The sequence below is a fragment of the Enterococcus sp. MSG3290 genome, assembly GCF_050555565.1.
Lineage (GTDB): Bacteria > Bacillota > Bacilli > Lactobacillales > Enterococcaceae > Enterococcus_B > Enterococcus_B faecium.
The window spans coordinates 1,361,086-1,373,448 of record NZ_CP187862.1 but is presented as its reverse complement, the minus strand read 5'-3'; the positions used below and the strand labels follow the sequence as shown (position 1 = coordinate 1,373,448).

Genomic DNA, 12,363 nt, shown 5'->3' with positions numbered 1-12,363 from the left:
ATTCATTCCTTCTTTTTCTCTTCTTCTGTCAAGTACCCATCTTCCATTCGATAAACGCGATCACTCCATTGAATCATACGGACATCATGAGTAACCATAATAGTCGCTTTTTGTTTCTCATGAGCTTCTTTAACTAGTAATTTGACGACTTCATATGCATGATCGGTATCCAAACTAGCTGTTGGTTCGTCTGCTAAGATCAAGCTTGGCTCATTATATAAAGCGCGAGCAATTGCCACTCTCTGTCTTTCTCCACCAGAAAGGTCTTTAGGATAACTATTTTTAAGTGACTGGATATCTAAAGATTGCAGCAAGGAATCGATTTTTGTTGAATCTTCTTTTTTTGAAGTAACTTGGTCAACTAGTTCAAATTGTTCCTTTACCGTTAAAAAAGGAATCAAATTAGAGCTTTGGAGAATAAATCCAATTTCTTTAAAGCGTAAATCTGCTCGTTTTTTTTCTGGAAGCTCAGTTAGTGAGTGACCGTTGATCACTATTTCTCCGGAAGTCGGTGTTTGCAATCCTCCTGAAATGGTAAGGAAAGTACTTTTACCTGAACCAGAAGGACCAATGATGCTGACGAATTCTCCTTCCTTTACATAAAAATCAATTGCTTTCAAAGCTGAGACCTTTGTATGTCCAGAACCAAATGTTTTGGTAACTTTTTTCATCGTTAATATTTTTTTCATTTTTATTAACCTCCTATTGCTGTAATTGGGTCTACTTTGGTTATCGTACGTATCGAAAACAATCCGCCTAGCATTGCGACAATGATCAAAATCCCACTATATAGCAACCATTGTGACCAAAAAACAGCAAAAGGCATCGCGCTTGGTAAAATCAGACTAGTCAAATAAGCAAACAAAAGAGCAAGCAGAACGCCTACCACCCCAACAATAAAGGACTGTGCTACTAAAGATTTAGCGATGAAGAAATTTTTGATCCCTTGTGCTTTCATTACTCCAAAAATAGCAGTCTTCTGAAGTGTCATCACGTACATGAAAATACCGACCACGGCAGCAACCACTAAGAACAAAAAGTATATCATCGCATTTAAGGTCATATTTTGGGCAGAATAGCCAGGAATACTTTCAATGAATGTCCCAATAGTTAATAACTGTAGACCCTTCGATGCTTTTTCTTTCGAAATTTTAGCTGAATCCTTTATTACGATCCCATTGATCGGCTGTTCTTCTTCAGAAGCAAACGGCTGCTGTCCATACTTCAAAGCAGTCCACGTATCTAGGGACGCATAGATGACGGGAGAAACTGTGTAATAAGTTTCAGGAAAGATACCGACAATCGTCAAAGGATCGTCGTAACTGCCAATTTTGATCGTATCTCCAATTTTATAGCCTGAATCAGCCAGATTTTGAGAGATGATGATTTCATTCTTTGTTTTAAATTCATGCCCTTTCGTGAGTTTTGGTAATAAAAATGCTTCTTTCGTTGTGCCGAAAACTGTAACATTTTCTTTGTTTTTTCCTTTGATTGCTCCGCTGTACAATCCGATTGGTGCTTTCTCTCCTCCTTCAATGTATTTCAGATCTCCTCTTGTTAATTGTGAAGCTGCAAATACTTGATTTGCATCCTCCGACAAAACAATCTCTTGTGCGTCCCAATCATCGATTGCTTTTTTAAACTCTTCTGAAAGTCCATTCGCTAGTCCTGACAACATGAATACGACATACGCAATCAAGAACATAATACCGACAATCAAGCCATATCGTAATTTAGAATAGCGAATTTCTTTGATAGCTAGAAACATTTGTTTTTCCTCCCTATGATAGATTGATAGTGACAAATTGTCACTTGTTGAATAGTGTAACTCTAAAGTGACATTTTGTCACTTGTGTTGTTTTTTTCTTATCAATAAATTGTCTAAGACATCTTTCGATAAAACCTTAACATGAGTCATAAAAAATTTATTTAAGCCTTATTTATGCTTTCCATGATAAACTAAAGTGACCAAATCAATGAGGTGGGAAAATGATTAAACTATTAGTAGTAGAAGACGATAAAGTATTATCCAATAATATAAAAGAAATACTCGCTGCAATCGGCGAGATAACACAAGTTTATGATGGTAGTGAAGGACTGTTCGAGTTGGAAAGTGGAGTTTATGATCTTGCAATCTTGGATTTGATGATGCCGGAAATGAATGGATATGAAGTGTTAGCAAAAATACGGAAAGAAAAAATACAGACTCCAGTATTGATTTTGACTGCAAAAGATAGTTTGGAAGATAAGATTGAAGGATTTGAACGAGGTGCAGATGATTATCTAACAAAACCTTTCTATCGAGAAGAACTGATCATGCGCGTGAAAGCATTATTGAAACGCTCGCTAGGTCTGTTTGATGAAAATGTTCTGAAGTATAAGGATATCAGTTGTGATTTAAAAAGCAATGAAGTCTTGTATAAAGAACAAGTTTTGCCCATACAAGGAAAAGAGTTTGAATTGCTCGTTTATTTTTTACAAAATAAGGGAATCATTTTGACAAAAGAGCAGATATTTGACCGGATCTGGGGATTTGATTCTGATACGACGATTACAGTTATTGAAGTTTATATGAGCAACTTACGAAAACATCTGCGAAGTACTGGATTGGATAAAGAAATCAAAACCTTACGTAATGTCGGTTATATACTGCAAAGGGTGTGATGCAATGAATGGAGATATTACACGAAAGCAACGTAGTCGCTTTTTTGCGACAAATGTAGCAGCATTTGCTTTTATCTTTTTTCTTTTGGGATTCATTACTTTACAGATATTAAACCAATCTGCATACAGAGAAACAGATCTGTCATTAGAGAAAATAAATTTTGATTCTCGAACAGTACAATTAGAGATACAAAGATATCAGCAAGGCGATCCCTTTTTAAACCCGACTCAAACGGAACAAAACAGAACAAACATGGAACAGCCATTAATGGAACCATCAAATGACCGTTTTAACACTCAAGTGATCTTGTGGTCTAAAAATGGTGAGATATTGAATAAAGCAGCTATTGGTGGGCGTTTCAACCAAATCAAAGAATTAAAAATGGATACGAAAAATCTGAATACCATCCAAAATATTGAATTAAATGAAGACAGTGGCTCATCTGCCCTCTCTTTCCGTTCGATTACGAAAAAAGCGGAGACGAATCAAGATGGCGTTGCCTACATCCAAATTTTAGAAAATACAAATCAAATCAAGAATTCATTAGCGACTTTTCGCACGATTATGATTTTGTGTATGATTGTTTTTTGGATTCTCTCTATTGGTATCAGTTATTACTTGTCTAGTCTAAGCATGCGCCCTATTATTCTTTCTTGGAGAAGACAAAAAGAATTTGTTGAGAATGCTTCTCATGAATTGCGCACACCGTTAACGATTATTCAAAATAGTTTGGAACATCTTTTTACCAAGCCTAATCATACTATTATTGAAGAATCCGAAAGCATCGCTCAAGCATTGTCAGAGACGAGGCGCCTCACTGGATTGACTTCGGATTTGCTGACAATCGCTCGGAATGATTCTGATCAGCAGCTGCTTTCAAAGCAAATAATCAATACACAAGAATATATCGAACAACTTGTTAAACCATTTCAAGAGATGGCCACCATAGATGGAAAAGAGTTTATTCTCCATAACGATGCAACATTAGAAGTACCAATTGATGAAAAAAAAATCCATCAAGTTTTGGTTATTTTGCTGGATAATGCATTAAAATATACGAATCCAGAAGATAAGATCATTTTGGATTCATCTGTTAACCATAAAGAATGGCTGATTCACGTAAAGAATACTGGCCCTTCTATCAGTGAAGAAGATCAAGCAAGGATTTTTGATCGATTTTATCGGGAAGATCAATCTCGGGCGAAAGAGACTGGCGGATACGGGCTTGGCTTGGCAATTGCAAAACAGGTAATCGAACAGCATCATGGACAGATTTCTGTATCCAATTATCTTCCACAAGGAGTCGATTTTAAAGTCCAATTGCCGTTGAAGCCTAAAAAATAATGCTTATCCCTAAAAAAGGGCTGTGACAAAAATCTTGTCACAGCCCTTTTTTGTTGCGAATAAACGGTGTTCCAGAAGTAGCTTCTTCGGAAATAAGCCGAAATTTCTTTAAGCTGACCACTTCTGTCACAACCTCTTTAGCTTACGCTTACGATTTTTTATTGCGGTCTTCAATGTGTACATCACCGCTTGTGTCAATATCCAATTCTTCTCGGCTAACATCTTCTGTCACTTTTTCAACATCTTCATGTTCTTCTTTATGAATCCCAACTTCTTCACGAATAACTGTATGTTTGCTTACATCTACTTGCTCTTCTTTGATTGGGATAGTAATCGTGTCATCTTCCAAGTTTTCGTCTGTTCCCTGTGAAGATTGATCTGTTACTGGTTTGCGTTCGATGACGATTTCTTCACGTTTGACCGGTACTTCTACCGTTTCAGTATCGTTGACCACATGTTTGTGGATGTCGACTTCTCCAGTTGTCACATCATGTGTATTTACATCTAATTTTTCTTCTTTTAGTTGAATTGTATCATCATCTAGATTTGGTTTGCGATCGATGTCTTCAGTCTTGCTTGTACCCATTGTATCAGTCTCGCCAGGTACGTCCATCGGATCAGTTCCTGGTGTCATATTCAATGGATCCGTTGTATTTTGAAAGCCTGTCGTGCCACCTACGTCCATTGGATCTGTTCCAGTGCCAGTTTCTAATCCAGTCCCCATTGTGCTTGCTGGGCTAACAGTATCTTGTGTATCCATTGTATCTTCTGTTGTTTCTGGCTGACGATAGCCTTTTACTGTGATGACAAATTTTCCATCAGAAATATCTCCTCTATATTGATATAAAGGATCATTTTCTGGTGTAGCCGTCTCAGAATCATAGGTATCAAAAGAAAAAGTATCTTTTATTTTTTCCCATAAAGAACGGTCTTCTTCACCATCCATCCGATTTTCATCTGTTTCAACATCTATACCAGACAATCCGTCAAATCCTAGTCTAGATGCTGCTTCATCAGTAGTATAAATAACGATATCATCTCGTTCATACCCTTCGTTACGCAACCGTTCAATTACTGATAATGCTTCTTCCCTCGTACTATAGCTTCCGATGACCGTTAAATTTTTCTCTTCCATGTAAATTCCTCCTAGCAAATAGATTTATGATTGGTATATTGTTACTTATAAATTTATTCTATAGGAGACGATTGTTTTCTACAAATATTTAGATTGGAATTTGATTAAAACAATTTAATTGAAATTTGAAAACATTTATGTTAATGAAAGTCATATTCTAATAAAATGTCATTTGTTTCTATATGAATTTTTATGAAAAGTTTCATATAATTTCCACTCGTTGTGATGGTTTAATTTATCCAATCCATCAATAAGCAAACAACTTATATAAAAAAGGATTAATTCTCAATATAATTGCTCCTACCATAGAATAAATCTTCATGTAAAGTAATGAAGTACCAACTATTTCTAATACTTCTTTAAGAATTATCCCAACAATATCGTTAGACAAACCATTATTGAATAAATGGAGAGCCAATCGATTCTGAAAAAATGTTTTCTAATTTTTCGGAAATAAAAGAAAGAGCCTTATGCCATTAGAACGAACCAAATCCATTTCATTGCTCATGAAGTAACCACATAGCTAAAAAGAGGATAAATCAATTAAAAGATCAAAAGAATGACTGCACTAATAAAATAACTAAAAATGTATCTTCTTACTTCAAATCTTTTAGCTAGTACTTTTAAAAGACAGTTAAAAATTTGCTTCCTAAGATCAAGACAAACTGTCTATCTTCATTTGATGAAATGCGGTAAAATATAGAAAATGAACACTATTGGAGGGAATATGTAATGGACAGCAAAACTAGAAAACAACTGCAAGAAAAGTTAAAGCAACGTACACACTTGCTCCCTTCCGTCTTTCAACAGTTTTTAGAAGAAAATCGTTCTTCCCTTTCATTAGGCAGTCGCTATGAATACGCAAAAGATTTTCATCTGTTTACTGATTATTTGAGAAAAGTATTTTCTGAAGAAGTGGATGATCAGCTGATTATCCATTTAGAAAAACAAGATTATCAGAATTTCTTAGCTAAAATCTATCGACATACTCGTTCGTTCCAAACTACAGCGAACCAAGAAACGGAGCAATTGTTTGAAAATAGCTATTACGGGATTTCAAGGAAGCAATATTCATTAAATCATTTTTTACGATTTTTGTATCAAAAAGGACTGATTGAAGAAGAGATTTCTCTTTTGGGTACAAGTTTACCGGAAACAACCAAAGCAGCTCCGCGATATATCGATGCAGAACTTTTCAAAGATTTTGAGCATTTGTTTATCCCGATTGAAGGCTTTCGAACAAGCAGAGAAGCTAGCTTTGAAGAAAAGAATCGACCGAGGAACCTTGCAATTACTGCCATTCTTCTGTATTGCGGATTAAAGATCCATGAAGTAGTAGAACTTAAACGTAAAGATGTATCTTTGACCAAGCAGATTCTTAATCTGAATAGAAAAGAAAACAGACTGAATAAAGTACCAATACCAAAAGAAGCGATGCCGTTTCTGGAGAACTATTTTGAGTTAACAGCACAAAATACGGACGAAAATTCTTTTGTTTTTCATTCCTCACATGATCAGCAAATTTCTCCTCGGACTATTCGCCAAATTTTGAGCAAAATTACAGTATATAAAAACGTATCGCCAGAACTATGCAGAAAAACATATCGTTATTATGCAGAACTATATTTAGATGATGCTGACGCGGTAAATTATTTATGTGGTAATCGATACCTCTCATCCCATTCTTTTCAAGATATCTGGGAAAAGATGGTTGATTTTTCTTATCACGAATTAGCGGCATTCGTTCAGGTTTCTTCCATATAAAACAAATATATGATCTTTTTTTCACAATAAACTATGTTATTATATAAAGGATTATGTTACGATTATCTTGAATTTGTATATTACTTAACAAAAGATAATGGAGTGTGAATGATGGAGACCATAACGTATTCCCCTTTGAACTTATTTACGAATTTTCAAGAAGCTGCAGCTAACTTTTCCGAGACCCCGATTATCTTTGATGAGCCACTTTCAGCTTTCCCAGAATTAGGACTTGAAACAACTTACAAAAAATGCTGCGAAAGTGTGTTGAAACGGGCTTATCAATTGGCTCATCTTGGAGTGAAATCCGGAGACAAAGTTATTATTTATAAGAGTTCCGCTTTTGACACATATCTTCTAGCTGTTTCTGTGTCTTACCTTGGTGCAGTGCCTGTCATGACTTCTTATCATCTACCAACAACAACAATGGAAGTATTTATCGATCGTTTAGAAGACCCTTTCATTTTATTTGATGATGAGACAAAAAAGCGAGTGAGAGAAATTTCAAATGGAACAAAATCAAAACAGATTCCTATTCTTTATTTAATGGAACAACCTGCTTTTTCTGTTTCTCAATCATTTTTAGACAAAAATGAAATTTCTTATATGACCCATACTTCTGGTACAACTGGTATCCCTAAACTTATTTGTCATTCTGCTCATTCTATGGGATGGCGGACGAAATGGCAAAAAACAGTTTTCACAAAAATTTCGGAAAAGAAATTAATCGCTTTTCACATCTCTCCAGTGCATTCCAGATTCAATATTGGTATCTCTTCTTTGATGTCCATGGGATTTCCTATGATGCCTTTAGCAAACGCACAAAGTTCAAAAGTTGTTCATATGTTGGAAGCTCACCGGCCAATTGCACTAGAGACCCATCCGAATAACTTTGTTCAGTGGCGTTTTACTGCTAAGGAGCATCCAGAAGCTTTTTCGGGTATCCGATACTATCACTCCACTTTTGATGCTATAAACAACCAGACAATGAAGACATTTTTGCGAACGTCGATGGCACAGGATGCGGTATTTCTTCAAGTATATGGCCAAAGTGAATGCGGACCAATGATTCTTAAGGCTCATACACTAGAGAGTTTGAAAACAAGTGATGCAAGAGATATGGGCGTTGGACTGGAAGACATGACAAGCGCTCGGATTACAGATTCAGTTGGGAATGTCCTACCTGAAAACACAGATGGTCATATACAATTACTGTCTAAAGGACGGGCTTTGACTTATTACAAGGAAGATGCACGGTTCCAGGAAAATGTTTATGGCGATTGGTGGGATAGCGGAGATTACGGTTTTATGGATAAGCATGGCCACCTATTTTTGAAAGATCGGCAAGTGGATTTGATCGAAACGATCAATAGTACATTAGCTATTGAAGACTTTTTATTAGATTCGTTAGATTTTTTGGCAGAAGTAGTGATTGTAAGGGATAAAAATCATTCTCCACAACCGATTATTGCTTTAGCTCCTGATAAAGAAATGGATTGGAATCGATGGTGGGAGCAAGTCCATGAACTTCCTCGCTTGAACGTCCCTATCATCCGTGATTTTGATGCAATCCCGCGAACAGCTACAATGAAAGTGCAACGGCTTCAAATCGAGAAAGAATTAAAATCACAAAAGTCCTAACTATTTAAGGAAAGAAAGATCCATTTTGGTCTTTCTTTTCTTTTTGTTTTTTTAAATTGGATGAGATAAAAATATGCCAATTGGCTGTTTTTCTTTTTTGAAAATTTCGTTATACTCTTATTCATGGAGGAAAATGTTATGAAAAGAATCTTGACAATTGGCGGTTCTGATCCATTTGCTGGTGGAGGAATCCAAACAGATTTAAAAACTTTTGAGAATTTTGGTCTATTCGGACTAAGCGCCTTGACTTCTATAGGGGCACTAGATATTAATGAGCGATTTATGCTGGAATCTATATCTTTGGAATTGCTTAAACGACAGTTAGTTTCGATTGATAAAATGACTTCATTAGATGGTATCAAAATTGGGTTATTGAACTCAAGTGAAGCAATCATGGTTGTTCGAGACTTCATAAAAACAAAACAAAATATCCCAATCATTTTAGACCCTGTTTTGGCATTCAAAGAAACTGAAGCTGTGATCAATCAATTGTATATTTCGCAGCTCATCGAAGAACTTTTTCCACTTGTTACGATGATTACGCCTAATTTGGCAGAAGCTGCTTTACTTTCTGGTCAAGCTCTTCCCTCTTCGTTAACAGAAATGATCCATCTCGCTAAAGAACTCACTGCTTCAGGAACAAAAAACATTGTGATCAAAGGCGGCACAAGGATGGCTGGAGATGAAGCTGTGGATCTTCTCTATTCAATTGATCATTATGAGGTATTTTCTCATAAAAAAATCGACACTACAACAGTAAACGGGGCCGGTTGTGCCTTTTCTTCTGCAATAACAGCGAATCTTGTGTTAGGGGCAGATTTTACCAAAGCAGTAGCAGAAAGTAAAAAATTTGTTGCCCATTGTATTTCTAATGGCGTGCTGATGAACGATCATACCGGAAGTGTCTGGTCTGGCGGTATTCAAAAAGGAGGAATGAGAAATGAAAACTAAGCAATTAACGATCTATGCTATGCTGATTGCGTTGACAGTTGCCCTTTCATTAACAATTTTGATCCCTGTACCGGCTACGAATGGATTTGTGACATTATGCGAGGCCGGGATCTATACCGCTGCTTTTCTTTATGGTCCAACGGGTGGATTAGTTGTTGGTGCTTCCAGTGGTCTATTGATCGATTTGATTTCAGGATATCCGCAGTGGGCAGTTTTTTCATTAGTGATCCACGGGTTACAAGGATATGTTGCTGGTTCTTTCAGCAAATCTTCTACTCGTATGTGGGGATTAGGGCTTTTATTAGGAAGCTTAGTTATGATCATCGGCTATGGTATCGCCGGTTGGATTTTATATGATTGGCCGGCTGGAGTGGCTTCTATACCAGGAAACATCTTCCAAAATCTGATTGGAATGGGACTTGCCTTTCCTATAACTGCAAGTCTTCAACGTATTCAAGCACGGAAGCAATATTAATTGAAAAAGAAGGTTTTAGAAAATGAAGTTGTCAGAAAAAGAATTAAAAGACCAATTGACTGAAATAGTTAATGACATATTGGCTGAGGCACACTTGAAAAAAGGTGATCTTTTTGTTTTAGGATGCAGCACAAGCGAAGTCGTTGGAGGACATATTGGAAAAAATTCCAGTGCGGAAGTTGGTCAATGGATCATCCGTACGTTAAAAGAGTTGTTGGATCCTAAAGAAATTGCGCTAGCTGTCCAAGGTTGTGAACATTTGAACCGAGCATTAGTAGTAGAACGAACAGTGGCAGAAGCAAAAAATTTCGAAATTGTCTCTGTTGTTCCTGCACTACATGCTGGAGGTGCTTGTTCTGTTGCTGCTTTTGACCAGTTCAATGATCCTGTCGAAGTGGAACACGTAGTTGGACAAGCCGGTATCGATATCGGTGACACATCAATCGGTATGCATATCAAACATGTCCAAGTACCAGTCAGACCTCGTTTGAAAACCCTTGGACAAGCTCACGTGACAGCCCTTCGCTCTCGTCCTAAATATATCGGTGGTCCTAGAGCGAATTATTGAAATGAGTAATTGACAGAGCAATCTGAAAAACTTCCTCGCAAAGTCCAACTAATGAACTTTAACGAGGAAGTTTTACTTGTTTGTTTTATATAACCGAGCTTCATAAGGTGCTAGTATGCCTTTAGCTTCAAATTCTCCGCTAGAGGAATTTGACAAGAGTAATGTCCAGGACTGATCTGCTTCTTTTGGAAGTTCATATTCAGCAAGTGATTCTGTTAAGTTTACCATAATAAGATATTGTTCATCTTCTAAATATCTTTCATAGACATAAAGTTGTGGATGTTCATGAAGATATTCTTTATAAGAACCGTATATCAGACCTTTATTGGTTTGTCTAATGCGGATCATGTTCTTATAGAATTGCAGGACCGACTCTGGTTCATATTCTTGTTGTTCTACATTGATCGTTTTGGTATTTGGATTAGTGATCAGCCAAGGTTCATGTGTAGAAAAACCAGCATATTGTTCCGAAGTCCATTGCATGGGTGTCCTGCTGTTGTCTCTCGTTGTTTCACGAATGATATCCAATGCTTCTTCTCTTGTCTTACCTTCCGCAAGCAGCCTTTTATAAAGTCTTTTCGAATCTACTGCATCAACTTGATCGATCGATTCAAAGGGCATATTCGTCATTCCGATTTCCTGTCCTTGATAAATAAATGGCGTACCTTGCAAAAAGAAATACATCATAGCGATTGCTTTTGCAGACATAGCCCAAAACTCGGGACGAGTATCTCCAAACACTGAAACGGCACGAGGAACATCATGGTTTTCCATATATAAAGCGTTCCATCCGATACCATCCAATGAAGTTTGCCAAGCGCTTAATGCATGTTTCAATTTAAGGACATCTAATTGCCCTTCTTTTTCTTGCTGCCAGATATGGATATGATCAAATTCGAATATCATATCGAAATAACCGTCTTTCCCTACCCATTGTGGTCCTTCTTCTGCAGTGACACCACTTGCTTCTCCGACAGTCATGATATCGTACTCTTCAAAAACATGTTTCAAATCGGTCAAATGTTCTTCGATTCCTGAGACATTTTGAAAGGGTGAGAAAGGGTTCTCTGTGGCTTTTACTGAATATTCATCTTTTTTTACATGAGAAATCGCATCTAAACGAAATCCATCTATCCCTTTATCCAACCACCATCGGATCATATTGAATAGTTCTTCTTTCAATTTCTCGCTTTCCCAATTTAAGTCTGGTTGTTCTTTTGCAAAAACATGCAGATAATACTGTCCAGTTTCATGAGAATACTCCCAAGCAGAACCGCCGAAAATCGATGTCCAATTATTCGGTTCTTTGCCATCTACCCCGTCGACCCAAATGTAATAATCGCGATACGGGCTTTCTTTAGATTTTTTCGATTCTTCAAACCATTGATGCTGATCCGAACTATGGTTGATGACAAGATCCATAATCACTTTGATCCCTAATTCATGTGCTTCTTTTAGCAATAAATCAAAATCTTCCATCGTTCCGAATCTCTCTTCTATATCTTGATAGTCACTTACGTCATAACCATTATCGACAAATGGAGATTGATAGATCGGATTGATCCAGATAAAGCCGATACCAAGATCTTTCAAATAATTAAGTTTTTCACGGATCCCATTGATGTCTCCTTGACCATCGCCGTTGCTATCTTTGAAACTAGCAGGATAGATTTGATAGCCTACTGCTTCTTTCCACCATTTTTGTTCTTGTATCATATCGTTTCACTCCTTTAACGGTCCCTCTTGATTATAACCGATTCTATTTTAGAAGTATCCTTGTTACCGGTAACTAGAAACGAAAAGCTCAACGAATCTGCTAA

General features: G+C 36.8%; 11 protein-coding genes. 7 read left to right on the top strand and 4 right to left on the bottom strand.

What is annotated here, in order from left to right; genetic code table 11:
- Nucleotides 1–2: 2 nt before the first annotated feature.
- Together IGL31_RS06560 and IGL31_RS06555 are read right to left on the bottom strand one after the other, a co-directional pair.
- Nucleotides 3–689 carry an ABC transporter ATP-binding protein gene (locus IGL31_RS06560; protein ID WP_002286060.1) on the bottom strand — a complete coding sequence of 229 codons (687 nt, stop codon included), beginning with the start codon at nt 687–689 and terminating at the stop codon, nt 3–5.
- 5 nt (nt 690–694) lie between these two features.
- Nucleotides 695–1,768 carry an ABC transporter permease gene (locus tag IGL31_RS06555; protein WP_002286061.1) on the bottom strand — a complete coding sequence of 358 codons (1,074 nt, stop codon included), beginning with the start codon at nt 1,766–1,768 and terminating at the stop codon, nt 695–697.
- Nucleotides 1,769–1,989: 221 nt separating this feature from the next.
- On the opposite strand from IGL31_RS06555, the gene IGL31_RS06550 reads away from it, so the two are divergent.
- Both IGL31_RS06550 and IGL31_RS06545 read left to right on the top strand, forming a co-directional pair.
- Nucleotides 1,990–2,664: a response regulator transcription factor gene (locus IGL31_RS06550; protein WP_002286063.1), complete on the top strand. Its 675-nt coding sequence runs from the start codon at nt 1,990–1,992 to the stop codon at nt 2,662–2,664.
- 4 nt (nt 2,665–2,668) lie between these two features.
- A complete protein-coding gene (locus IGL31_RS06545; RefSeq protein ID WP_086300081.1) occupies nt 2,669–4,009 on the top strand; it encodes a sensor histidine kinase in 1,341 nt (446 codons plus the stop codon).
- 148 nt (nt 4,010–4,157) lie between these two features.
- Here the strand turns inward: IGL31_RS06545 and IGL31_RS06540 are convergent, their stop codons facing one another.
- On the bottom strand, nt 4,158–5,144 hold the full coding sequence (locus tag IGL31_RS06540; protein WP_002295887.1) for a DUF2382 domain-containing protein: 987 nt from the start codon (nt 5,142–5,144) through the stop codon (nt 4,158–4,160).
- A gap of 732 nt (nt 5,145–5,876) precedes the next feature.
- Between IGL31_RS06540 and IGL31_RS06535 the strand changes: the two genes are divergently transcribed.
- From IGL31_RS06535 to IGL31_RS06515, 5 genes are all read left to right on the top strand, one after another.
- Nucleotides 5,877–6,908 carry a tyrosine-type recombinase/integrase gene (locus IGL31_RS06535; RefSeq protein ID WP_086300080.1) on the top strand — a complete coding sequence of 344 codons (1,032 nt, stop codon included), beginning with the start codon at nt 5,877–5,879 and terminating at the stop codon, nt 6,906–6,908.
- Nucleotides 6,909–7,016: 108 nt separating this feature from the next.
- Nucleotides 7,017–8,549 carry an AMP-binding protein gene (locus tag IGL31_RS06530; protein WP_010727760.1) on the top strand — a complete coding sequence of 511 codons (1,533 nt, stop codon included), beginning with the start codon at nt 7,017–7,019 and terminating at the stop codon, nt 8,547–8,549.
- 138 nt (nt 8,550–8,687) lie between these two features.
- Nucleotides 8,688–9,500 (top strand): hydroxymethylpyrimidine/phosphomethylpyrimidine kinase, encoded by an 813-nt coding sequence (locus tag IGL31_RS06525; RefSeq protein ID WP_002286068.1) that lies wholly within the window; start codon nt 8,688–8,690, stop codon nt 9,498–9,500.
- Nucleotides 9,490–9,975 (top strand): ECF transporter S component, encoded by a 486-nt coding sequence (locus tag IGL31_RS06520; RefSeq protein ID WP_002286069.1) that lies wholly within the window; start codon nt 9,490–9,492, stop codon nt 9,973–9,975. The genes IGL31_RS06525 and IGL31_RS06520 overlap by 11 nt, the downstream gene beginning before the upstream one ends.
- A gap of 22 nt (nt 9,976–9,997) precedes the next feature.
- Nucleotides 9,998–10,543: a TIGR01440 family protein gene (locus IGL31_RS06515; protein ID WP_002286070.1), complete on the top strand. Its 546-nt coding sequence runs from the start codon at nt 9,998–10,000 to the stop codon at nt 10,541–10,543.
- A 72-nt stretch (nt 10,544–10,615) separates the two neighbouring features.
- Here the strand turns inward: IGL31_RS06515 and IGL31_RS06510 are convergent, their stop codons facing one another.
- Complete coding sequence (locus IGL31_RS06510) at nt 10,616–12,259, bottom strand: glycoside hydrolase family 13 protein (RefSeq protein ID WP_086300079.1); 1,644 nt, start codon at nt 12,257–12,259, stop codon at nt 10,616–10,618.
- Nucleotides 12,260–12,363: the final 104 nt, after the last annotated feature.